General features: G+C 35.7%; 21 protein-coding genes and 1 pseudogene. 18 read left to right on the top strand and 4 right to left on the bottom strand.

Translation table 11 applies throughout. The annotated features are described in order from the left end of the window. Positions 1 to 184 precede the first annotated feature (184 nt). The 3 genes and pseudogenes from C7B89_RS10065 to C7B89_RS10050 all read left to right on the top strand — a co-directional run bounded on the left by C7B89_RS10065 (position 185) and on the right by C7B89_RS10050 (position 6,092). Positions 185 to 3,967: an S-layer homology domain-containing protein gene (locus tag C7B89_RS10065; protein ID WP_158539187.1), complete on the top strand. Its 3,783-nt coding sequence runs from the start codon at positions 185 to 187 to the stop codon at positions 3,965 to 3,967. 528 nt (positions 3,968 to 4,495) lie between these two features. After that, a pseudogene (locus C7B89_RS23500) lies at positions 4,496 to 5,250 on the top strand (alpha/beta fold hydrolase). After that, positions 5,247 to 6,092 (top strand): DUF2785 domain-containing protein, encoded by an 846-nt coding sequence (locus C7B89_RS10050; protein ID WP_115673627.1) that lies wholly within the window; start codon positions 5,247 to 5,249, stop codon positions 6,090 to 6,092. Before C7B89_RS23500 ends, C7B89_RS10050 begins: the two are co-directional and overlap by 4 nt. 476 nt (positions 6,093 to 6,568) lie before the next feature. Here the strand turns inward: C7B89_RS10050 and C7B89_RS10045 are convergent, their stop codons facing one another. The 3 genes from C7B89_RS10045 to C7B89_RS10035 all read right to left on the bottom strand — a co-directional run bounded on the left by C7B89_RS10045 (position 6,569) and on the right by C7B89_RS10035 (position 9,385). Further along, a complete protein-coding gene (locus tag C7B89_RS10045) occupies positions 6,569 to 6,910 on the bottom strand; it encodes a hypothetical protein (RefSeq protein WP_054550191.1) in 342 nt (113 codons plus the stop codon). Positions 6,911 to 6,944: 34 nt separating this feature from the next. Further along, entirely contained in the window at positions 6,945 to 7,559 is a 615-nt protein-coding gene (locus C7B89_RS10040) for a DUF4879 domain-containing protein (RefSeq protein ID WP_048395855.1), read from the bottom strand. Between the two features lie 839 nt (positions 7,560 to 8,398). Then, on the bottom strand, positions 8,399 to 9,385 hold the full coding sequence (locus C7B89_RS10035; RefSeq protein WP_115673626.1) for a copper amine oxidase N-terminal domain-containing protein: 987 nt from the start codon (positions 9,383 to 9,385) through the stop codon (positions 8,399 to 8,401). 609 nt (positions 9,386 to 9,994) lie between these two features. Between C7B89_RS10035 and C7B89_RS10030 the strand changes: the two genes are divergently transcribed. The 11 genes from C7B89_RS10030 (at position 9,995) to C7B89_RS09980 (ending at position 18,487) form a co-directional block, all read left to right on the top strand. Beyond that, on the top strand, positions 9,995 to 10,321 hold the full coding sequence (locus C7B89_RS10030; RefSeq protein ID WP_115673625.1) for an ArsR/SmtB family transcription factor: 327 nt from the start codon (positions 9,995 to 9,997) through the stop codon (positions 10,319 to 10,321). Continuing rightward, the gene (gene arsB / locus C7B89_RS10025; protein WP_103118160.1) at positions 10,314 to 11,372 is read left to right on the top strand and encodes an ACR3 family arsenite efflux transporter; all 1,059 of its coding nucleotides are present in this window, start codon (positions 10,314 to 10,316) and stop codon (positions 11,370 to 11,372) included. Before C7B89_RS10030 ends, arsB begins: the two co-directional genes overlap by 8 nt. Positions 11,373 to 11,384: 12 nt before the next feature. After that, the gene (arsC, locus tag C7B89_RS10020; protein WP_115673624.1) at positions 11,385 to 11,804 is read left to right on the top strand and encodes an arsenate reductase (thioredoxin); all 420 of its coding nucleotides are present in this window, start codon (positions 11,385 to 11,387) and stop codon (positions 11,802 to 11,804) included. 1 nt (position 11,805) lies between these two features. Next, positions 11,806 to 12,165, top strand: a complete 360-nt coding sequence (arsD, locus tag C7B89_RS10015) for an arsenite efflux transporter metallochaperone ArsD (RefSeq protein ID WP_115673623.1) — start codon at positions 11,806 to 11,808, stop codon at positions 12,163 to 12,165. Position 12,166: 1 nt separating this feature from the next. Beyond that, positions 12,167 to 13,936, top strand: a complete 1,770-nt coding sequence (gene arsA / locus C7B89_RS10010) for an arsenical pump-driving ATPase (protein ID WP_115673622.1) — start codon at positions 12,167 to 12,169, stop codon at positions 13,934 to 13,936. Beyond that, complete coding sequence (locus tag C7B89_RS10005; RefSeq protein ID WP_103118156.1) at positions 13,933 to 14,214, top strand: Fe-S cluster assembly protein HesB; 282 nt, start codon at positions 13,933 to 13,935, stop codon at positions 14,212 to 14,214. The genes arsA and C7B89_RS10005 overlap by 4 nt, the downstream gene beginning before the upstream one ends. A 64-nt stretch (positions 14,215 to 14,278) precedes the next feature. Then, on the top strand, positions 14,279 to 14,503 hold the full coding sequence (locus tag C7B89_RS10000; protein ID WP_115673621.1) for a hypothetical protein: 225 nt from the start codon (positions 14,279 to 14,281) through the stop codon (positions 14,501 to 14,503). 104 nt (positions 14,504 to 14,607) lie between these two features. Then, a complete protein-coding gene (locus C7B89_RS09995; RefSeq protein ID WP_115673620.1) occupies positions 14,608 to 15,963 on the top strand; it encodes an FAD-dependent oxidoreductase in 1,356 nt (451 codons plus the stop codon). 57 nt (positions 15,964 to 16,020) lie between these two features. Next, a complete protein-coding gene (locus C7B89_RS09990; protein WP_115673619.1) occupies positions 16,021 to 16,503 on the top strand; it encodes a GNAT family N-acetyltransferase in 483 nt (160 codons plus the stop codon). A 1,074-nt stretch (positions 16,504 to 17,577) separates the two neighbouring features. Next, positions 17,578 to 18,051, top strand: coding sequence for a DinB family protein (locus C7B89_RS09985; RefSeq protein WP_066036724.1), 474 nt, complete (start codon positions 17,578 to 17,580; stop codon positions 18,049 to 18,051). 157 nt (positions 18,052 to 18,208) lie between these two features. Beyond that, positions 18,209 to 18,487 carry a hypothetical protein gene (locus tag C7B89_RS09980; RefSeq protein WP_066036725.1) on the top strand — a complete coding sequence of 93 codons (279 nt, stop codon included), beginning with the start codon at positions 18,209 to 18,211 and terminating at the stop codon, positions 18,485 to 18,487. 402 nt (positions 18,488 to 18,889) lie between these two features. Here C7B89_RS09980 and C7B89_RS09975 read toward each other — a convergent pair whose 3' ends face one another. Next, positions 18,890 to 19,759: a LysR family transcriptional regulator gene (locus C7B89_RS09975; protein WP_066036726.1), complete on the bottom strand. Its 870-nt coding sequence runs from the start codon at positions 19,757 to 19,759 to the stop codon at positions 18,890 to 18,892. Between the two features lie 91 nt (positions 19,760 to 19,850). Here C7B89_RS09975 and C7B89_RS09970 point away from each other — a divergent pair, with 91 nt between their 5' ends. The 4 genes from C7B89_RS09970 (at position 19,851) to C7B89_RS09955 (ending at position 24,544) form a co-directional block, all read left to right on the top strand. Beyond that, complete coding sequence (locus C7B89_RS09970) at positions 19,851 to 21,038, top strand: MFS transporter (RefSeq protein WP_115673618.1); 1,188 nt, start codon at positions 19,851 to 19,853, stop codon at positions 21,036 to 21,038. Between the two features lie 1,050 nt (positions 21,039 to 22,088). After that, positions 22,089 to 22,307, top strand: a complete 219-nt coding sequence (locus tag C7B89_RS23535) for a FadR/GntR family transcriptional regulator (RefSeq protein ID WP_369700631.1) — start codon at positions 22,089 to 22,091, stop codon at positions 22,305 to 22,307. Positions 22,308 to 22,746: 439 nt separating this feature from the next. Continuing rightward, entirely contained in the window at positions 22,747 to 23,595 is an 849-nt protein-coding gene (gene accD, locus C7B89_RS09960; RefSeq protein ID WP_066036728.1) for an acetyl-CoA carboxylase, carboxyltransferase subunit beta, read from the top strand. Continuing rightward, entirely contained in the window at positions 23,588 to 24,544 is a 957-nt protein-coding gene (locus tag C7B89_RS09955; RefSeq protein ID WP_115673617.1) for an acetyl-CoA carboxylase carboxyltransferase subunit alpha, read from the top strand. Before accD ends, C7B89_RS09955 begins: the two co-directional genes overlap by 8 nt. Positions 24,545 to 25,241: the final 697 nt, after the last annotated feature.

The raw sequence follows: 25,241 nt of genomic DNA, 5'->3' as shown, positions 1-25,241 counted from the left end.
TTGATGGTGGAATTTCATTTTTAAAAATCTATTTGTTAGTATCAGTCTATCTTTATTTATAGTACATTTAAGAGGGGGTATGTAGATATAATTCATGTTTCTACATATGAAATAATAATTTAAAGTTTTACATATTATCAATGAAAGGAAAGTTCAAATGAAAAAAAGAGGGGTTTTCTCCACTTTGGCAATAGTAATATTGCTTATGCCAATGATAGGATCGTTTGTAACGTTTACAAACCCAACTCAGGTTAGTGCCGCAGCTACCATAGAGGGACAAGTTATGGGGAGTTACCAGACAATCACCAATAATACTTACACAGGTACAGTAACAGAATACACTTTTAGCCTTAATGGTGTAGTACAGCAAAGTTCTACACCGCCTACTAATGCTGACTGGGTTACACCCTCGAACTTTTTCGATGCTGGTTGGAACCGTAATAGTTGGAATGAAGAGTTTACTTATAGCAATTTCGGTAAAATTGCTCAAACGAACAATGCAATGAGCATTCCTGCAACTGCTACTTGGGCAACGATAAATTCTTTTCAAATTGAAGGCACAAATCAATACGCAATTGGAAATACAGCCTTTCAGTATTCAGTTAATGGAATCGATATACAAACCACAACTAATGCCTTAAACATTCCAACAAATTCAATGTGGGCTACACTTGTTGACTTTAGCGATGGTTGGACAAAGACAATTAATCATGCCTTTACTAATTATACTGTTAATCGTACTACTCCAATAGTTAAGTCGCTAAAAATTTCATCTAATGGTGGACATGCTGTGTATGCCAAAAAGGGAGATAAGGTAACGATTACCGTACAAACAAATCTTGCTATTGCTGCCCCTGTTTTGAAGATTGCTGGAGTAGAGCTAACACCTGTAGGAAATGGTACTGACTGGTCCGCTTCTCTTGAGCTAACTGATGCTGTTGACCAAGGAAATTTATCAGTTTCTGCTGTTGTATTCTCAGATAAAGGAGCTCCAAGCACTGAAATTACGACCACAACAGATGGCTCATCAGTTATATACGACAACACCAACCCAAACCTTTTGTATACACTGACGCCAAATGAAGCAACTAATCAAAATGTAACAGTACAGATTAATGCAACTGATACGATTAGTGGAGTGAAGTTACTTAAATGGGCAGAAGGCACTCAATCTAAGAGTTACTTCACAACAGGTGGTACGGAATTTACGAATAGCTTTACAGCAAACGAAAATGGACAGTACACGATCTATGCTAGAGATAATGCTGGGAACGAAACACTACTATCAGTAATTGTGTCCAATATCGATCGTATAGTACCAGATGTTTCGCTCACAGAAAGCACTACTGCTCCTACTAATAAGGATATTGAAATAAATGCTATAGCGGTGGACAATGTAGCAATTAGTAAGCAACTTTGGGCTGAAGGATTGAAAAATTCATCCTACTTTCAAACAGGGGAAGGAACCCCCTTCACTAATCAATTTTTTGCTGCTAGAAATGGAGTATATACAGTTTATGTAGAGGATACTGCAGGGAATTTTAGGCTATCTACAATAACGGTCTCTAATTTGTTTAAGCAAACACCAAAATTGACATTAACGTCGTTCCCTGTACTACCCACAAATAATACGGTAATAGTCAAGATTGAAGTTGAAACGGAAGGAACAGCTCAAGGCAATGCATTGACTGCTCTTCGATGGGCAGAGGGAGAGCAACAAACGGCTTTCTTCGCTTCAGGTGGAGGAGCGAACATTGTTGATGCACTAGAGTTCGAAGTAACCAAGAATGATATATATTCCGTATATGCACGCGATATTGCTGGCAACGAAACGGTTGCTACTATTACGGTGAATACACCACCTGTCACAACAACAGGCATTGTTCTATCACCAAAAACAGGTCAATTAACAGTAGGGGATACACAATTCTTCCAGTTGGTAGAAAACCTGTCGGATGGGAGCAATCAAGATCAAACAGTAAATACAACATTTACTGTTAGCGATTCATCTATTGCCACGATACAAAACAACAAACTAACAGCGGTTGCTCCAGGGACCGTGACGGTAACGGCAACCTATGGTAGTTTAACCGACACAGCAACGATTACGGTGAATACACCACCTGTCACAACAACAGGCGTTGTTCTATCACCAAAAACTGGTCAATTAACAGTAGGGGATACACAAGACTTCCAGTTGGTAGAAAACCTGTCCGATGGGAGCAATCAAGATCAAACGGTAAATACAACATTTACTGTTAGCGATTCATCCATTGCCACGATACAAAACAACAAACTAACAGCGGTTGCTCCAGGGACCGTGACGGTAACGGCAACCTATGGTAGTTTAACCGACACAGCAACGATTACGGTGAATACACCACCTGTCACAACAACAGGCATTGTTCTATCACCAAAAACAGGTCAATTAACAGTAGGGGATACGCAAAACTTCCGGTTAGTAGAAAATCTGTCCAATGGGATAAGTAAAGACCAAACAGGAAATACAACATTTACTGTTAGCGATTCATCCATTGCCACAATACAAAACAACAAACTAACAGCGGTTGCTCCAGGGACCGTGACGGTAACGGCAACCTATGGTAGCTCATCCGACACAGCAACAATTACGGTGAAAAAGCCTACACCAGTTCCGCCATCGGTACCACAGCCTGTAAATCCAGTGGAACCAAAGCCTTCAGGTGCAATAGACATTATTCGTACTGTTGAACAAGGTATCGTGAAGTATCGAGCAGACGTATCATTGAATCATGTCCAAATGCTAGTACAACAAATGACTAATCAAGATGCACGAACAATTCGTCTCGTGTACCCAGCAGAAACAGCAACTGCAAAGGCTTATTTGAATCTTTTTAGAAACGCAGGATTGTTTTTATACAATCAAAATACGGATCTTTTCATACAAACAGAGTTAGCACAAATGAGGATTCCTTTTAAATCATTCGATGGCGTGACAGAGGATGTGTACTTCCATCTAGCTCCTGTCAAGGGACCACAACAGGATATGATTCATACGAATGCCCTAAACAATGAACAAATCCAGAAAGCAATGCCAGATAGAGCGATAATTTCATTACTAGGTACACCCGTAAGAATCGAAACGAATCTACAAAATCGCCCAGTAATGATTACGTTACCGATTTCGTCTGAGTTAACAGAAAATCAAATTGCCTCACTACTTATCTATGTTGAGCATAGTGACGAAACAACGGAAGTAAAACATGGGCGTATAGTGGAGTTTGTACCTGGGGTGAAAGGTTTCCAGTTTGAAGTTGATCACTTCTCAACATATAGCTTAGTATATACTTCAGAAGTTCAAGAAGCTGAGGAAGAAGTAGAGCAAATAGCACCATATATTCAAGGTTTCCCAGATGGCACATTTAAACCAAATGCTTCGGTTACACGTGCACAAATGGCAACAATGTTAGCACGTTTTTTAACGAATGGTGACATACCAACGGCAAGTGCAACTTTTAAAGATACAAAGAATCATCCTTCTAAAGATGCGATTGAATTAGTGAAAGAAATTGGTTTATTTAACGGTATAACGGATACAACATTTAATCCAAATGGGACGATTACAAGAGCACAAATGGCAGTTGTAGCGGCACATTGGATTGAAACTGTATGTACACAAGACTCCACAAAATTTTTCTGTCAGGCATCAAATAACGGTAAAACATTTACAGATGTTTCACTAAATCATTGGGCAGTCAGCGCAATTGAAAAGGTAAGTGCTTTAGGAATTATGGGCGGAACAAGTGCATCTACGTTTAATCCGAACGATACATTAACACGTGCACAGGCAGTGAAAGTGCTCAACCAATTATTCGAGCGACCAGCTCTAGATCGAATTACAACGTCTTCGTTTAAAGACGTACCTTCAACACATTGGGCAATCAGAGAAATTGAAGCAGCTGTAACAGCACAAACGATAAAAAAATAAACAAGAAATATAATTCGGCGGAACATTGAAGCTATATAGGTTTGGAGGTGAATAATTGTCGATAAAGCCCTTAAAATTATACGATCAATACTCTAGGGAAGAAGTATATATTATTATTGATGGAGTTACGCCATTTTTTATTCATTATGAACTTACAAAAAATGAGAATTGTGATGTCAGACGCATCGAGATTTGTTAATTCGGATAGTTACCTGTCTCGAATCGTCTGAATGTCGCAAATTAATGGATTTCAAACATCTAGATTACTATTGAAAGTAGCAATAACTATATTCCATAATTGGGCGCATTTCTTTAGTAAGGAATGCGTCTCTCTTTATCTAAAGGACCAGATTGTTGAGAAGTGTTTTCGATAAATTAGATATTGTTGGAAATTGAGTAAGAAGGTGAAGTTTCTCACTTGAACTAACAGAGGACTTTAGCAAATTTTTACTGCGTTACATAAAAGGTCCTTTATTTATATTGTAGAAAGAATAATGTAAAGCTTATAATTTAATTAGGTGATTAAAAGTGACGATACAACATAAAAAGTTAATCAATGTTTATGATAGGCGTATACTGTTCAATAAATATCGTAAAAATACACCCAGCGTAATCTTTATTGCAGGGTTAGGCGATAGCCATGAAACATGGAAAAAAGTACAAGACCGAATATCGGATGAAACATCTACCTTGTCCTATGACAGGGCAAGTATTGGCAGGAGTCAGGACGTAGCTGTCTCGCGAACTTGCTGTGATCTTGTTGAGGAGCTCTTCGAATTGGTGCAAGTGCTTGACGTGGAAAGCCTTATATATTAGTAGGCCATTCCTTTGGTGGTTTGGTCGCCAGATTGTATACCAGTCTTTATCCGCAGGACATCTGTGGTATGGTTTTGGTTGACGCTGCACCGGAATACAAAGAACTTGCCTATGAAAAGGTTCTACCAGAAAATCTACTTGCAGGAAATAGGGAATATTTCGAGAATCCTATGTTGAATAGTGAGAAAATTGATAAAATACAGAGTTATAAGCAAATTGCTGATTATTCAAAAGAAAGTGACATCCCTCTCTCAATTATTACAAGAGGTTTACCCGATAATTATGAAGATGGATGGCCCTCTCTAGAAATATTAAAAATTGAACAAAGTCTACAAGCAGAATTCCAACGGCTGTCAACGTCAAGTAAGTTCCGGATTGCTAATCGTAGTGGACATTATATACACCATGATGAGCCTGATATTGTAATAGAAGAGATTTTATTCATGTTAAAGGGGATGGGAAAGTGAGCGATATAAGGTTAAAACTTATGGAAGATTTACAAAGAATTGAGGAGAATGAGTATCAGTTAGGCGAAGGTGAGCAGCATCAAGATTTCTTACCTTTGTTACTCCAATATATTGGCGACCCTCAGCCAGAATTGCGGGATAATTTGATTTATCCGATGTTTTATATGTGGATTAAGGAAGAGAATAGGTTCAGTGAAGAGGAGTTGCGTAGTCTCTTAACTATTCTGACTGATGAGAACCATTTGTTCTATAATATTGGCAGCGAGGATGATCAATCAGTTTTTACAAGGACGTTTTCTGCCTTGCCTATCGCTTTGATTATACAACACCACAGAAAGAATCCATTTTTAAATCAAGAAGAAATTGAGCAATTAATGCAAGTAATGTTACGTTATTACAAAGAAGAAAAAGATCTGCGGGGTTACCTTTCAGTAGGAGGCTGGGCTCACAGCGCGTCTCACGGTGCAGATGTTTTTGTTGAGTTGGTGCAGTGCGAGGAGAGCAGCGTTGCAATGCTGCGTGAGGTTCTTGTCGCTATTTCTGGCAAGCTACATAATGGAATACATATTTTTAGTGATGAGGATGATGAGCGATTAGTCAATATCGTGGATACGATGATTCACAAAGAATTACTTCCACATCAAGAAATTGCTGATTGGATTAGCTGCTTAGCGCAATGCTGCAATTTGCCGAGACATCGCAGTCAGGTGATTGCTCGTGTGAACAGCAAGAATTTTTTACGCAGTCTCTATTTCAGAAGGGGACAAGATAGCCTAGGGAATGCGCTTAATACTGCTATACTTGGCACAGAGGCAAAATTAAACAGGTTTTCTATCAGTTAAAGGATTAAGGGGTTGTCCCCATCCATAGGAATTGGCTGAGAGATTTCCTGGTTTATTCCGCCATTAAACGCTTTGATTCCCTAAAATATATAATGAGCATGTTTTGATTAATCATATATTAAAACATGCTTTTTCATTTTCCTGTTTATTTTCACAGACATCTCCATTATCTTCTCCAACTAAAAGAACGGTTGTATTTTCTTGTGAATTGGAAATAATAGCTAAATATTCTTGACCACTTAAACTTTCTATACCACAATATGTCGCAATGTTTATTCCAGTAATATCAAAAACTGCTCTTACCGACGTAAATATTGAAGCCTAAAGCCTAATAAAAATAAGTGTAGGGTTTCTAATCCAATAACGATTTTCAAAAATCGAGCGCTTTCTCGGAAAACTAAAATAGTGTCTTTGCCTAAAAGGCATTAACAAGAAAGGAGAAATCCTTTTCGTTAATGCCTTTTATATTACTTAGCTTAAATGGATCTTTTATAAGCACTCATTGTCGAGGTATATTGGAATATTTTAGGGTTAACTAGTCCATCACGCAAATCCATCATCCCTAATTGTCCCATTTTGTTTAGTAAAGGAATCAACCAACTACCACTTGGAGCACCTTGTAGCACTTTAATTTGATCAGAAGATAACTTTGAAACTTTACTAGTATCAATCGGTTCTTTTGCATTTTCTATAGTTTCTTGAAAAGCTTTCAAATCAGTTTTATACATATTCTCGCCCGTTTGTTCAGTAAAACCTTTATATCCGTAAGCTCCTTGAAGGATAGTTAACCTTATACTCATATCTTCCATAGAAACCATCTTTAAATACACCTCTCTTCATAGTATTCCTACATTATAAATGTGGAATATTTATCGTTCTTTCAATGGTATTCCAAGGGGAATTTTGTGAAGTTGATCTAAACTTATATAAAGCAGAAGCCCCACTTGAAATTTTTAAGTCTGAATTAAAAGTTACTGTATGATAGAACGCATCTATAATTTTGTCATTATTAAAATCTATAGCAGCTTCATTAAGTTTATAATCACGATTTTGATATGTAATACGCTCATCATCTAACCATTGATTTTCACTTCCATAGCCAACTTCCATAACTGCTACAGTAACAGTTCCTGAAACTGCATGAGAAGTTTGCTGCATGCCAATATCCTCAGTTACTTGATTGCTTGTTCCAACTTGAGATACTACTTTGTCAATATAAACAGATGTTAAAGGTGGTGCTGGACCTCTTAGAACGGGACTATTTTGACTGTTTTTTAATTCCTCTTTAATTTTAGCAGCCTCATCTGAAGTAACTAATGTAACAGTCCAATCAGGATGTTTTGTTTTTAAATCTTCAATTAATGGATCTACAGCAATCTGATCTTTTTCTATCTCTGAAGCCTCAGCTGTATTTAGCCCCAGCAAACCGCTTGCTAAAATTCCTACAGTTAGTAAATATTTCTTCATATACAACTTCTCCTTTTACATTATTTGTAACACATTATAATTATCGGATAATAAATTGGATGTTTAACACTATTTTCCAAAATAGATAATTATTAATTAAATGCCCCTTCAGAAAAACCAAGTAGTACCCATGTAATGAATCATTAAACTCGACCAAAACTTTCGATTCCAAAGGTTACACTGCAGCTTCTGAAATGCTGATTGCCAGCATGTGTCTATAACAATGTGATAGGGGAGTAATTGTAGTTGCTACATTACTTATCAATATCTTTTATATTAGATGTAACCGCCGAAACTTTCAGTATCCCACTCATGAATAGCATTTTGATCCATCTCCAGAACCTTTTCCATATAAATAATGGTAGTTTCAAACTTCTCATGTCCAAGTGATTTCATAATTTTATAAATATCGGCACCATTCAAATGTGAATAGTTTAAAAAACTAATATTATAAATCTATTTATAATATTAGAATTTAATATACCTTAAGAACACATATGTATTCCTGTGAAAAGGTGCTCAAAACTTTCAAAGTTAATTACAAAAAATTAACACTCTGGTGTTCTGATACGAATTGAAATATTGTTTAGTGAATAATGATATGTCTCAATTTTTCTCATAGAGTAGTTTTCAAAAAAAGGTATTTAATACAGGATGGATACTAGTAGAGAAGCTTACAATATCGGATTTTTTGTGAATAAGAGAGATTCAAAGAAATGATACTTCGTATAAAATACGGAAATATAATATCTAAAATATGGTCATATTATCCAAACTAATTCAATAAAAAAGATGTAGCCTTAGGAGCTACACCTTCCTTCGTTGCAAAAATTTTAATGCTATTTGTAATTCGAAAAAACAACATTATACGTTATTAATGTATTATCTGGCATTTTTAAGATAAGGGTTGCATTTTCATTAGTATCTATTTTATTAGTTGGAAAAAAGGAGGTATGATTCTCATTATATGATGGATCATTTGGCCAACTTGTTGTTCTTTGAACACCCAAAGATATAGTGCTTGATGGATAAATATAGTTATCTCCTTGTTTTAAAACAATATTTATTGGGTTAAATATTACATCAATTGAATTACCATATGTCTCAATTGTAAAATCAATACTTTTTGATTGCTTATATATATCAACCCATTTTTTAGCTTCTGAAAAAGACAAAGTTTCATTTTTATTAGTTTTTAATGCAGCTACAGATAGAACAGTTAAATATGGAGTATTAATATTAACAATAGGTTGATAATACTTTAGTCCAAATCCATCTGATGCTACAGGAACTATATATTTTTTTCTTATATCGTGGAGGTGATATACACCTTTATTCCCTTCTTGAATTGCTTCTTTAATCTCTGCGTCCGTAATGTTCAAAAAATTCCTATTTCCCTCTTGTTTGGGGATTTCTACCTTTACTGAGATAGTCTTATCATTTTGCTCGATTGTAGCGGTTAAAGTTTTATTATCCCATTTAACGTTAGCACCTAGAGCTTCACTAATAAATCTTAAAGGTACTAAAGTTGTGCCATTTCTAATTTGAGCAGGAACATCGATAGAAACTGCTTGTCCGTTTATTATAGCTGTTTTCGTTCCTAGTTTTAATGAAATGTTAGTTGTATCTTTAGTTGCAGAAATGGTTTTTGTATTTTGATTCCATATTACAGTTGCTCCTAATTCTTCAAAGATTGAACGTAATGGGACTAACGTACGATTTTCAATCATTTTCCCACCAGTGATAGTAACGACACTTTGTGCACTAACCGTATTTGTAGAAATTAAAATGAGTGCAAATAAAATATATGAAACTATTTTTTTCATTTAGAATTTTCCCCCTTTAAATATGATTATAAGGGATATTAATGGGGATTTACCATTTTTAAATTATTTTTGAAAATTTTATGTTTGTCTTAACTTTTAATGTTTACTTTTTAATTTTCATAATTAAAAAGATGCAGCAATTATTCTAAGAGCAGTTGGAAAATAAGCGTATTATCATAACTTAATAATATTGGTTTTAAACTTAATTTGGAATTTCAATTGTTCAACCTGGCGTATCGATTCTGGAGATCTCAAATTCAATGAAACAAATTATCCTGGCAACTGATGCTGATTTAAAAGATACGTATGGCTTGCGCTTAACATATTATTTTAGCAATTAAGTGGATAGTCTACTCTCTTTGTTCTAATCTATATGAATTTCTATTATTTCTCTCTTTAGCGAATTAAAAAAGGGACTCTCCAATTGTTAATGGAAACTCCCGTTAAGAGCAGCACTTAGCTCAAATTGGGTAAAAATCTGTTGCAATTCAAAACATTAAATCATAATATAAGAATATAGTTATATACGAATTAATTCACCTTTCTTTAACGAGGTGATTTTATTTAAAATAATATATAAGCAAATAATTATATAAGGAGTGCAGATAAATGGAAAATACACTAATTGAAAAACAACTAAAAGCAGCTGCAGATTTAAACCGCATTAAATTACTTGCATGCATGAAGAATGGGGAGGTATGTGTATGTGATTTTGTAGATGTTCTCGGAATATCGCAACCAGCTGTTAGTCAACATTTACGAAAATTAAAGGAGGCAGGCATTATTACGGAACGAAAAGTAGGGACTTGGAAACATTACCGTTTAGTGGAGGATCAAACGCCATTGATGAAGGGCATCTTAGAACAAATTCAGCCTTTAAAGGGTTGCAACTGTGGCACAGATTGTTGCCATGTAGGGGGAAATATAATTGAGTAATGATTCTTTAACCAAGCAGCTATCTTTTCTAGATCGTTACCTTACCTTATGGATATTTGTTGCTATGGGAATAGGTGTTTTATTAAGTTTGACAATGCCTAATATTGGAGAAGCATTAGAGGCCATGTCTATTGGCACAACATCCATACCGATTGCTATCGGGTTAATTGTCATGATGTACCCACCATTAGCGAAAGTAAAGTATGAAGAGATGTGGCGTGTGTTTAAGGATTGGAAAGTGCTTTTACTTTCTCTTTTTCAAAACTGGTTACTCGGACCGTTCTTAATGTTCTTTTTAGCCATCATTTTCCTGCACGATTATCCAGAGTATATGGCTGGACTGATTATGATTGGTTTAGCTCGTTGTATTGCAATGGTCATTGTATGGAACGATTTAGCACGTGGAGACCGTGAATATGTAGCTGGTTTAGTTGCGTTTAACTCCATCTTTCAAATCGTGACTTATTCAATTTTTGCTTACTTTTTCTTAAATGTATTACCTGGTTGGTTTGGTTTAGAGAATTTCCATGTATCCATTTCTATGTGGGAGATTACTAAGAGCGTACTTATATACTTAGGTATCCCGTTTGCTGCAGGGTTCCTCACACGTTGGATAGGGATTAAAACAAAAGGGAAACATTGGTATGAGGAAAAGTTCTTACCGAAGATTTCACCACTGACTCTAATTGCACTGTTGTTCACGATTGTGATGATGTTTGCTTTAAAGGGTGAGCAATTAGTAGAACTGCCACTTGATGTAGTGCGAATTGCTATTCCATTATTTATTTACTTTGTGATTATGTTTGCTGTGTCATTCTTCTCTTCCCGTAAAGTTGGGGCATCTTATCCTGTCACAGCAGCTCTTTCTTTTACAGCTGCAAGTAACAATTTTGAGCTAGCGATTGCGGTTGCAGTGGGTGTGTTTGGCCTGCATAGTGGCGTGGCATTTGCTGCTGTTATTGGTCCACTTGTAGAAGTACCTGTTCTCATAGGACTTGTATGGGTTGCCCTACGTTGGCAGAAAAAATACTTTAAAACCATTAAATTATAAGGAGCAATTACTATGACAAATATACTTTATTTCTTATGTACAGGAAACTCATGTCGAAGTCAGATGGCTGAAGGATGGGCAAAGAAATTACTACCTACCAATTGGACAGTTAAAAGTGCGGGTATTGAAGCACATGGTGTAAACCCGAATGCTATAAAAGCGATGGCCGAGGTAGGGGTTGATATTTCAAATCATACATCCGATGTAATTGATACTGAGACATTAAACAGTGCAACGTTAGTTGTCACGTTATGTGGGGATGCAGCAGATAAATGCCCGATGACACCTTCTCACGTTCGTCGGGAGCATTGGGGATTTGAAGATCCTGCGAAAGCGACAGGTACTGATGAAGAGAAGTGGGCTGTATTCCAAAATGTTCGTGATGCAATTGGTAAACGCATTGAACAATTTGTAGCTGAGGAGCTGAAATAAATTGAAAAAAATTCATATCTATGAGCCAGCAATGTGCTGTTCTACAGGCTTATGTGGACCCTCTATAGACCCAGAATTATTGCGTATGTCATTTATTATGAATAATTTAAAGAAAACAAACATAGAAGCTGAGAGATTTAATCTTACAAACGAGCCAAATGCTTTTGTAGAAAATGAAGCAATTAATCAACTATTAATGTCAGAAGGAATGGATGCCTTGCCTGCAACGTTTGTGGATGGAGAATTACTTTGCAAAGGGATCTATCCTACAAATGAACAATTTTCACAGTGGTCAGGACTTTCAGAAGACGAATTACTACAAAAGCCAAAAGTACGCTTGTCACTAAAAGGAGAAGCCTAAGATGGAACGTTTTACAAGAAGTCATTTCCCTGACACCCCATTCCTGTTTTTCACGGGGAAAGGGGGCGTTGGGAAAACATCGGTTGCTTGTAGCCTATCAATAGCCATTGCAAATGAAGGGAAAAAGGTACTTTTAATTAGTACAGACCCCGCATCCAACTTACAAGATATTTTTGGCCAAACGTTTTCTAATAGTCCAACAAAAATTGAAGGCATAGATAATTTATTTGCGATAAATTTGAATCCTGAACAGGCGGCACAGCATTACAAAGAACAAATGGTTGGTCCGTATCGTGGAAAGCTACCTGAAGTGGTATTACAAAATATGGAAGAGCAACTCTCTGGTGCTTGCACAGTAGAAATTGCTGCTTTTAATGAATTTGCAACATTATTGACTGATACTTCAGTCATAGGGAATTTTGACACTGTCGTGTTTGATACAGCGCCAACAGGGCATACGTTACGATTATTACAACTGCCTTCTGCATGGTCTACGTTTCTAGATGATAACACGACTGGTACCTCATGTTTAGGTCCTTTAAAAGGGCTAGAGCCACAACGTGAAATCTATAAAGAAGCAGTTGAACGTTTAAAGAATGCTAATCAAACAACGTTAATGTTAGTGACACGCCCAGAAGAAAATCCTTTAAAGGAAGCAGCACGTGCTTCTCGCGAATTGTTTGAAATAGGTATTCAAAATCAGACCCTACTAATTAATGGATATATGAGCAATGCCAATTCTACTGATGATATCGAAGAGGCTTTCATTGCACGTCAAGCTGATGCAATAGCAAGAATTCCTGAAGAACTAAATCAATTTGAGCAATTCTACTTACCTTTTGTACCGTACTCTTTATCAAGTATTGAGCGTATGCAAGCATGGATGACTGACCAAGAAGTTATACATGAAGATGAATCAAATGAAGTAACTAAGATTCCTGAGATAGAAGAAATGATTGCAGATTATTTAGAGCGTAAGCCGAAACTCATTTTTACGATGGGTAAAGGTGGGGTTGGAAAAACAACGGTGGCTTCTTATATTGCATTACGATTAGCGGAAGAAGGTACTCATGTACATTTAACTACAACAGATCCTGCCGCACATCTCAATTGGACATTCGGTGATGACAACGTTAAAAATTTAACAATCAGTCGTATCGATCCAAAAGCAGAAGTGGCAAACTATGAAGCAGAAGTGCTTGCAAAGGCAAGTGAAACGATGAATGAGGAAGGTTTAGCATTTGTGAAAGAAGATTTGGCTTCTCCTTGTACAGAGGAAATAGCTGTATTCCGAGCATTTGCTAACGTTGTAGAAAATCATCAAGATGAAGTCATTATTATTGATACTGCACCAACAGGGCATACGCTGCTGTTATTAGATGCAACAGAAGCTTATCATCGTGAAATAAGCCGTTCACAAGGGGATATTCCTCCAGCTGTTTCAAACCTGTTACCAAGGTTGCGTGATGCCTCTTATACGAGTGTCGCCATTGTAACTCTCCCTGAAGCAACACCTGTCTATGAAGCTTCGCGCTTACAAGAAGATTTACATCGTGCTGGATTATCTGTTGATTGGTGGGTTGTTAATCAGGCATTTTCATCTATCTATACAACAAGTCCAACATTAATTCAAAAACAACAAGCAGAATCGAAATGGCTAAAAGAAGTTAGATCCATCAGCAATAATCAATTTGTGGCCATTCCATGGGTAAAAACGCCACTGGTTGGAGCACAAGGCTTACATGAATTAAAAGGAGAGAAAATCAAATGAAAATGAGTCCAGAAGGTAAAAATTATTTAGAACAGGTATTAGCTGATTCCGAGGTTAAAACACTTCGTTTCTTTGGTATTACAGGCTGCTGTGGGGTTAATTTAGGTGTAGGCTTAGAAGCACCAGCAGCAGAAGATGCGATTCAAACAATTGAAGGTATCGAAATCGCAATTCATCCTGATATTGCACCGCAATTAACAGATGTTACGATCCATGCAGAAGAAGAGAATGGTGAACTAGGTTTAGTATTAGTTGGATACTCTCCGACATCTTGCTAAAGAGTAATTCTAAATATACTGTCTGTCTTAGCAATTATTCTATCTGTGAATGGAGGATACAATAATGACAGTAAATCATGCTAGCGTATTAACAAAAGATTATTTTATCGCTTATTTAAAGTTAATTATAAATAGTAGAGAATACACATTGATACAGGCTAAAGAATTTGCTTTTGATTTCTTCTTTAAAGGAGATATGGAGCGTTACGGCCCTTCTACATGGTTGCAATTTGAAAAAGCTATAAAAGAAATTGATAAAATCATGTGTGAAATTGAAGTGTGTTCATAACTATTACAAAAGCTTAAATAAATTACGTCTAGCTAACTGCTAGACGTAAAAAAATATATTTTATATAAGAAAATGCTTATATAGAGAAAAGAGGAGAAATTTATATGAAAACACTAAAAGTAATCAACCAAAATCAATCTTGTTGTACTACAACTAAGGATATTGAAGTACAGGAGAGTGTTAATATCCCAAATAAGAATTTACCGATTGTCATAATTGGTGCAGGTCCTATAGGGTTAGCTACTGCTGCTCATCTAGTAGAGCAGAACCAGTCATTTATTTTACTTGAAGCTGGCAATGAAATAGCACACAATATTCGTACTTGGGGTCATGTCACATTATTTTCTCCATGGCGTTATAACATCAATAAAGCTGCTAAATCATTATTAGAGGGCTCTGATTGGATAGAACCTAACTTAGAAACAATACCTACGGGGCATGAATTAATAGATCTTTATTTAAAACCTTTGGCAGAGTTAACACAAATAAAACCAAGTATCCGATTGAACTCAAAAGTAGTAGGTATATCAAGACAATTTAATGATAAAATGAAATCAAAAAATCGATTCAATCAGTCCTTTAATATATATGTTGAAAAAGAGGATGATATCGATATTATTGAGGCGAAAGCAGTTATTGATGCAACAGGAACATGGGGGAATCCAAACCCAGCAAATTCTACAGGTGTTTGGCTAAAAAATGAAAAAGCAATAGCAGATCACATTGAGTATGGTATTCCAGATATAAATACGAACCCTAAGAGATATGCAAATAAGAAGGTTGCTGTCATTGGTGGTGGTCATTCAGCGATCAATACCTTATTAGCTTTGGCTGAATTACAAAAAGATAATCCTGCAACAAAGCTTGTGTGGCTTATGCGTAAAAAATCTGTAGAAGAGGCCTATGGCGGGGAGGAAAAAGATGCGTTGGCAGCACGTGGCGCACTGGGTATTCGCATCCATGAGTTAGTAGATACAGGAAAGATTGAGGTAGTAACACCTTTCTATATTTCACAAGTGAAAAAAGAAGAGAATATTCATATTATAGGTACTATTAATGGAGGACAAAAAGTACTTACAGGATTCGATGAACTTATTGTTAATGCAGGAAATCGACCTGACTTTACCATGAACAATGAACTGCGTTTATCTATTGATTCAGCAACAGAAAGTGTGCAAGCATTAGCGCCCTTAATTGATCCTAATGAGCATAGTTGTGGCACAGTAAGGGCGCATGGAGAAGAAACACTACGACAACCAGAAAAGAACTTCTACATTGTCGGTGCAAAAAGTTATGGACGCGCACCTACATTCTTAATGGCCACAGGCTACGAACAGGTTCGTTCTATAACAGCTTATTTATCAGGAGATGAAGAAGCGTCGAAACGTGTGGAATTAGAATTACCAGAAACAGGCGTATGTAGTATTAATCTTGTTAATCAATCCAATACATGTTGTTAAAAATTTGACTGTTAGCGCAAGCTAGCAGTCCTTTTAAAATACCAAGGGGGAAATGGGATGGACACACTTATTATTCGTAAAATGGAAAAGAAGGATTTACAAGAGGTATTAAAGATTTATAAAGAGGGAATCGAAACAGGAATGGCAACTTTTGAAACAATAGTGCCAAGTGAACAGGTATGGGATGAAAGACACCATGCGACCTTGCGTTTTGTTGCAGAAGAACACAATAGAGTGGTTGGTTGGATTGGCATTTCACCCGTCTCTACACGCTCCGTCTATTCTGGAGTTGGAGAAGTTAGTGTTTATATATCGAGTGAAAGTAAAGGGAAAGGTATTGCCTCTAAGCTATTTAAAGTACTAATTGAAGAGAGTGAAAAGGAGGGGTTTTGGACACTCCAATCATCCATCTTTGCGATCAATTCATCAAGTATCCAATTACATAAAAAGATGGGCTTTCGAATTGTTGGTACAAGAGAAAAAATTGCTCAATTAGATGGGATATGGCATGATACAGTTTTAATGGAAAGAAGAATGTAACTTCGAAATAAAGTTACGTGTGCAAGATTCAAAATTAGAATAAAGTAAATTCATGGGTAGCCATTGTAGTTTTATAAAAAAGATTGATCATTTAAAACAAAGTTCGATTAAAAATCCTGTGTTGATATGCGGGAGTTTTTTGTTCAACAAGCGGGCCAGATTGTTGATGAACGTTTTCAATAAAATTGGATATTATTATTGAAATCATAGAATAAAATTGTGAAGTTTCTCACTTAAACTAACAGAGCAGGATAGCTAAAGAACATCTAGGGGTTACTTCTAAAAAGGGGTAATCTAAATGAAAAATCCATTCATAATTAGTTTGATTGTGTTTATATTTTGTTCAGTTTTTCTATGTTATTAGTAAGTCCTGTTTTTTCACAAACTACACCTTCAGATAAAAATGAATAATTACATCCCGCAAATAAGGAAAAAGTTATTAATGAAACTGTAGATGAATTTTACCAGGCATTAAGAGACCTAAAATATCCTATTCATCAGGAGGTTAATCAAAGATATAAGCTGAAGCCAAAGCAACAGCAAAGGTATTTGGATACTGTTCTTTTTAAAGAAATACCTGATGCATCTGTAAATGTAAGAAAGAAATTATTGTTTAATTAGGTAGAAAGTTTAAATTATATAACTTTCGATGGAAATATTCTTCGTACCTATCCTGATATTGATATTAAGTACTATTAGCCCCGATAGGCAAGTTTATTTCTTTTATTCCTTTAAAGACACTGAAAAAGAATTTAGAGGTAATTATGCAATTTATGATGTTGAAACAAAAGTAATGGTAGCAGGTGGAAGTACTTATATGCCAAAGCTCAATAATGGGTTGTGCTCGTCTAGTTAAACTAACGGTAGCGATAGTTCAACTAGCTATAAGCGATCTTAGACATATTTTAGGTATTCCGTTAAAGTGTTCGATTGTTCAATAGAACAGTCGCTTTTTACTAACGGAGCAGGTTAGTTTAATAAATTTTCGTAAAATTCAAGGATTCTTACCCAATAAAAAAGAATATATATTTATTAAAATTTTAAAAAGCGTTACTTGAGAAAGGAGATACTGAATTGGAGGATTTAATAAAGGAGTACAGCTTAGGATACACAATGATTTGGGATGCCATCGAAGGATTAACAGAGGAGGAGCTTCGATACAAACCCGCACCAAACAAATGGAGCATTCATCAAATTCTCATACATGTAACGGATTCCGAGATCTCAGCCACACCTAGGCTAAAAAAAGTATTGGCAGAGGATGAGCCAATACTGGTCTCATTTGACCAAGATGCATGGGCGAATACCTTGAGTTATGACTTATTGGACCGTGAACAGTATTTGCATCTTTTCAAATTGTTACGTACTAGTATGCAGCCTATTTTGGACAATCTAACGAGTGAACAAAGCAGGCGAGTGGGGATGTACATAGATCAGGAACGATTCACATTTAAGCAATTACTTGAATTTCGCGTACAACATGTTCGCGACCACCTTGATCAAATTGAACGGGTAAAGAATTCATATCGAGAGAAACAACCAAATTAAACCTATTTAAACCACAGCAAAGAGGGAACAACATGTGCTTTTTATAACGGGTTAAATTAAAGAGTATTCTTCGAAGATATGTAATGAACAAACATAGAAAACTGGCTTGAATGGTAATCGCTATGAACTAGGGGGGACGGAAAAAGGGTTTTTAATAATGAAATTTCTTACATGGGGTGTAATTGGAGCTGCTATCTTGGGTAATAACAAGAGGTTGCAAAGTGGAAATCTTCAGCAATTCACAAAAAATATATCGAACAAATTAAATTTACAGAACACACAACAAATGATGCAACCTCTACAACAAATGGCACAACCAATGCAGCAAATGACTCAGCCTTTACAACAGATGAACCAATTACAACAGCAAACAACTCAATCGTCGCAACAGATGAAACAACCTTTACCCTGTCATCTAAGTTCTTCAGAGTCTTGAGTTAGTTCGGAAGATGAATCAGCTGCTGATTGAAAAGAAGTAATAAAAACAAGTGTGAGTACAAAAGTGATTAACATTTTTTATTTTTCTTTAATCCTCCTCTTATACCTTTATCAAAATTTATTGTATTTTTTCCTATACTGAATAAAGTATGTCTTATTGAACAATCGGGCGCTTTTCTGAAAAAAGGAAAGCGTCTTTCTTCATGAAAAGGGCCCAATTATTGAAAAACATTTTTTAACGAAAGGCTCCAAAACGGCACTTGGGGACGTTCCACTACACTTGTTAGGTGTTTTTAATAAATCTAAAAGGCCTATACATAAAAATTCCTTTTTCTTTCCTTTTATCATGAGTTACATGAATAAAGGAAGTTCTATTTTGAAACGTAATCGCTCCAAATGTTCACTTAAAAACATGTTTTGCCACATGGAGAAATTCCTTAACTGCAGGAGAAGCATTTGCAATAGAATGACAGGCAAGTGCTACTTCACGGCTGTTTTCAATATTTAGTTTGCTGATTTTTATGTTTTGCTGTGTCTTTAAGTATAATTCTGGACCTATCGTAACGCCAAGTCCTTCCTGTACCATATTAGCGATGGTTGTACAGTCGTGTACTTCAAAAAGAATAGATGGTTTAATTTGCGCTTCTGCAAATAATTCCTCAACATGTGATTGGTACATCCCTGTTGGCATAATAAAGGATTCATCCATTAAATCATTCATTTCTACAATTTCTTTAGAGCGGAAATGATGAGCAGAGTGATAAGCGACTACCATCTTGTCTTTAATCAAAGGAACCAAATCGAAATTTGGGCTTGATTTTCCTTTTACTACAAATCCAATGTCAATAATGCCTGAATCCAACCATTCCGTAATTTCCTCATAGGTTCCTTCATAAAATTTAAATTCTATTTTAGGATGCTTTTTCCGGAATTTTGCAAGTAATTTAGGCAATAGGCAGGAAGAAGCACTTGCAAAAGTGCCGATACGAATAATACCTGTTTCCAAGCTTGTCATAAGTGCAATTTCTTGATTAATGACTTCCACTCTTTTCAATATTTCTCTGATATGCGGCAGAATTTTTTGTCCCATTTCTGTAAGTGTTATTCCTTTTTTTCGATCACGAATTAATAAAGAAACTCCCCATTCAGATTCTAAACTCGCAACTGCATGGCTCACGGCAGATTGAGTCATATTTAATGTTTCAGCAGTTTCTGTAAAGCTTCCTAGCTCGACTACTTTTGCAATGATTTCGTAGCGCACGATAGTCATGAGTAATTACTCATCTCCCTTATCAAAAACATCAATTTTACTTATGTTAACATGGAACTTAAAATAAAAACAGCAGTTCAAATATAAGGAGATGTACAAATTGAAAAATAATATAAATCAACTAATCATCATACTTTTAGCTTTAGGAGCTTTTGTAACAGGAACAGCAGAGTTTGTTGTTTCTGGAATTTTAGAACTGATTTCTTTTGAATTAAATGTTTCAATTTCAATAGCTGGCCAGTTGATTACGATTTATTCTTTATCTTATGCTATTGGAGCATTGGTATTGGTCATGCTAACGTCTAAATTTGACCGTAAAAAAGTGCTTTTAAGTGCCATCTCTATATTTATTCTAGGAAATCTAGTTGCATTTTTCAGTTATAATTTCGTCATTCTTATGTTATCCCGAGTCATTATGGCAATGAGTGGAGGGCTGTATATTGTTGTTGCCACCAATTATGCCGCTCAAATTGCAGTTCCAGAAAAAAGAGGTAGTGCAATGGCAACAGTCATTACAGGTTTCACTGTTTCATTAGTACTTGGAGTGCCTATTGGAACATTTTTAGCTGGACATTTTGATTGGCACTATATTTTCTTGATCATTGTGCTTGGTACAGTTTTTTTAATGATAGGTCTTTATAAATTATTACCAGCTATAAAAGGAAACCAACCGTTGCCATTTACACAACAGCTACAAATAATGAATGATAAACGAGTCCTAACTGGTTTAATGACAACGATTTTTTGGATTTTAGGTTATACGATGGTGTTTGCCTACATTGCTCCATTATTAAGTCATACTGCTGGTTTTTCTATAGAAATGACAAGTATCGCATTATTTGTTTTAGGCACATTTGCTTTTATTGGCTCACGCTTTGGAGGATATGCGGTAGATAGATGGGGACCTAATCGAACAATAACATTAAGTTTATGTGTTCATATCATCTCTTTATTTGTACTAGCATTTACACAGTATAGGGCAGTGGGTGTATTTGTCACACTAGCTTTTTGGGGAGTAGCAACTTGGACAATGACACCAGCAAAGCAGTTTTATCTGATTTCATTAAAACCACAATCCTCTGAAACAGTACTCAGTTTTAATACCGCCTTAATGAATGTGGGAATGATGCTGGGCTCTGCATTAGGAGGAATCATTATTCAATATACTAATATAGAAAATTTAAGCTGGATTGGTGGAATATTCGTAATACTCGCACTTATTTTTATCAGATGTTCTTTCTACCTAAATAAAAAAGTTATGAAGCACCATCGACTTTAATGAATTAAAAAGTAATTTCTAAACTCAACTGCCTTGGTATTCAGGGAATATTAGGTATTGTTTATATTGAAGAAATAACTGATTTTACTAAGGAGACTATTTCAGTAATTGGAGATGAAGTTTTGTTAATGGTTTTTTCGATTTTTTTAACCACTTATAGTATTGAGACAATTAATAAGATTCAATCTAGTATAACTGAACATTCAACAGTTCAAGAAATACAAAAATTATCGTAAATCTAAATCAGATTATTTACCTTATGATTTAGGGATATTACGTAATGGAAGTTATATAAGATTTGGGAAAAGCCGACAATCTAGACTATTCAAGAAACAAAAATTCCTAAAAATACAATAGTTGAGGTAATAGAAAGAAAAAAATAATTGGGTAAGAGTGCAAATAGAAGAAAATAATAGCTGTTTAAATGGATGGATAGAGGAGTTAAAAATTAAAAATTGTTGATTGATATTAAAAATCTAAATAGAATACTTAAAAATCAGAACTGTCCTTTAAAGTTCCAAATTTTCTAAGGGCAGTTTCTTGTTTCAAAAACTCTTTTTTAGAATTTAATCATTACTCATTTTTAATAAACAACAAAGCAGCAAGGAACGGTTTCTGTAACCTTATTCCCGCAAGTTTTTCCTCTTGTTCAGGAGCTTTTACTAGAAGATGAATTGCTTTACATTGAGAGAACGCTTGAAAAGCGCTTTGGTAGACCTCAAGTGAAAATAAAATATGCACAAACGACGAAAAGAATATGAAATTGAAGGGAATTAAAGAAACTGCATAAATTTTTATGCAGTTTTTTCTTTACTTTCAAATAATTATTTTGTAAGATAAAGCCAACTTCAAAAGTGGCCAGACCACTTTTGAATTCATTCAGTAAGAGACGCCATCATCTGAAGGTGGTGGATTTTGTTTCTTTTTAGTAGGTATCCAAACACCTACTGAATGAAGATGAAGCCTTTGGATGCATTGTTTATCTGCGCGAAAGGAAAGCGACAGCAATAATTATTCCAAGGCGAATAGATTGACCGAGGAGTTGATCGTATGGATAAAAAAACCGAACAAAAGAAAGTGTTTTTAGATATCGTCCAACAATTACGACAACTTATTAAAATAGAAAAAATACAGGCTGGTGAAAAGTCACCTTCCGAAAGAGTCCTTTCAGAACGTCTAGGTGTCGGGCGATCCTCTGTGAGAGAGGCATTGCGAAGTTTAGAGTTATTAGGTCTTATTGAAACGAGACATGGGGAAGGACGTTTCTAGCTTCTACAAAAGCATCAGCTCGTAGAAATATTGTCGATGTTTATATTAGAAGATGAAAAATCAAAAAGGATGCGAATTAACGCGACAAATTCATGATAAGGAAGCCATTCGCGTTATAAGTTGTACAGAGACTCTGCGAACACTACCAGTGTGGGGCAGTTTTTTTGTAAAGCTAGAGATAGAAAGTACGATTTATTGTCGGGATGTTTAACGAGAAATAATCATCACGTCAGGAAATCGTCTTTCACTAAAAGTTTGGTTTCAGTTAGCAGTTTATGCCAGTGACCGTTTAAATCGAAACTCAACAGAAGAAGAAAAATTAATCATTCAAACTATGTTGAAATCGATACAGCTTGGCTATGAAAAAGAAGCATTAAAAGCTTACCAACAGTGGATGAATGCTGAACAAGGCATTTAGACAACAAAGGGGGAGTAGAACATGGTAGTACGTAGCTTATTTAGTAAAAAGAAAGAGGACAGACAGGAAATGGGATTTCCAGAAGGACTTATGACAAAATGTCCAGAATGCCGTCACATTCAGTTAACAAAGGAATTAGAAAAAAATCATAAAGTGTGTACAAAATGCGACCATCATTTCAAAATGACTGCACAGGAGCGCGTAGCATATCTCTTAGATGAAGGTTCATTTGTTTCAATGGATGATCATTTACAAACAAGTAATCCACTTAATTTCCCTGATTATGTAGAAAAAATTTCAGTGGCTAAACAACAAACGGAATTAAGCGAAGCTGTACTGACTGGGTTAGGTACTCTTGATGGAGAAGAAATTGTTGTAGCCATTATGGATTCTCATTTCCGTATGGGCTCAATGGGCTCCGTTGTAGGAGAAAAAATCACACGTGCCGTTGAAAAAGCTATTGAATTACGTGTACCGGTTATTATTTTTACTGCTAGTGGTGGAGCGCGCATGCAAGAAGGTATTCTATCATTAATGCAAATGGTAAAAACGAGTGTGGCATTAAAACGTCATAGTGAAGAAGGACTATTATTTATTTCGATCATGACGCACCCTACATACGGTGGCGTTTCAGCAAGCTTTGCCTCTGTTGGAGATATTAATATTGCAGAACCGCAAGCATTAATTGGCTTTGCTGGTCGCCGTGTAATCGAAGAAACATTAAGAGAGAAATTACCAAATGATTTCCAAAAGTCAGAGTTTTTACTAGCGCATGGTCAGCTTGATGCAATTTTCCATCGGAAGGATTTACGAAACCAAGTAGCAATACTTGTAAAAATGCATACAAAAGGCGGTGTGCAATATGTCTAAAAATTTAGCTTTTGAAGAACCAGTCGTACAATTACGAGAAAAAATTGATGAATTAAAAACGATTGCTACAGAGGCAAATGTAGACATGACAGGCGAAATCGAAAAGCTTGAAACACGTCTAACACAGCTAGAACAATCTATTTATGCCAATATGAAGCCATGGGATCGTGTACAGGTTGCTAGACATCCAGAACGACCAACAACTTTACAATATATAGAAGCGATGTGTGAAAACTTTATTGAGTTACATGGAGATCGTACATTTGGTGATGATGCAGCTATTCTAGGAGGAATTGCTCTCTTTGAAGAACAGCCCGTAACAATTGTTGGACATCAGCGCGGAAAATCAACTAAAGAAAATATTCGACGAAATTTTGGTATGCCACACCCTGAAGGATATCGTAAGGCATTACGCTTAATGAAGCAAGCTGAGAAATTTAAGCGCCCAATCATTTGTTTTATTGATACAAAAGGAGCCTATCCGGGTAAGGCAGCCGAGGAACGCGGCCAAAGTGAAGCCATTGCTAGAACTCTCTCTGAAATGGCGATTCTAACAGTACCAGTTATTAGTATTGTTATAGGGGAAGGCGGAAGTGGTGGTGCCATTGCATTAGGGGTAGCTAATCGCGTCTTTATGTTAGAGAACTCAACGTATTCGGTTATCTCGCCTGAAGGGGCTGCATCGATCTTATGGCGAGATGGTAGCCTAGGGAAGCAAGCTGCAGAAGCAATGCGGATAACAGCACCTGACTTAAAAGAGCTTGACGTTATTGATGGAATAATCCCTGAAATAACGGGTGGAGCACACCGCAATGTTGTGAAGCAAGCATCTTATATAAAAGAATGTATAAGCGTCACACTAAAAGCATTGAATTCTCTAAATGGCGAACAATTAATTGAAGATCGCTATGAGAAATTCAGAAAGATTGGACAATATACAGAAGTTTAATTTCATTTTTAGGTTATTGGACATGTGAATTTGTTTGTAAAGAGATAAAAAATGTTTCCTAAATAAATTAATATCCTAATGAATGATGGAAGAAAAAAGAATTGTAGTTGGTAAAAAAGATTGAGCATTTATAATAAAGTTCGATTATTTGTAATATAGTTTGATAAAAATAACTTCGTATTTAAATAAAACCCACGCATATTGATCAAACTTTTTTCAAAATGCGTGGGTTTCTTCTATTATAAAATCAACGATTGCAACAAACTTTTAATCAAACTTTATTCTAAACCAACACTTTTGTGTCTTATTAATTTGCTTTAAGTGACCATTTACACAGAGTAATTTAATCTTTATTAGTTTTCATCTGTCCATAAAAATAAAATGTCTAAAAGTTCTTGTTCATATACAAGTACAGATAGTATGGGTAGTTGATGAATCAAGGCCCTCCTCCACGCAAAATAATTTTAGTTTACATAATATAAATTATAGGAAGTTATGTTTCATTAAAAAGTATACTAATAATAGTGAGACAAAATGAATTTAAAATGTAATATGAACCAATTCTTTTGTTGTAATCCTCATTCCATTGAATAACTTGCTCCATCCGTTTTTGACCTGCATTTCTAAGGGTATTCGCGGCGAAAGTTTGCGCTCTCGCATTCAACTTCTGGATGACTTTCTCATCTTGGGGTTGTTT

Source organism: Lysinibacillus capsici (assembly GCF_003367505.1).
Taxonomy (GTDB): domain Bacteria; phylum Bacillota; class Bacilli; order Bacillales_A; family Planococcaceae; genus Lysinibacillus; species Lysinibacillus capsici.
Note: the sequence above shows the minus strand (reverse complement) of the source record. Positions and strands in the feature narration are given on the sequence as shown.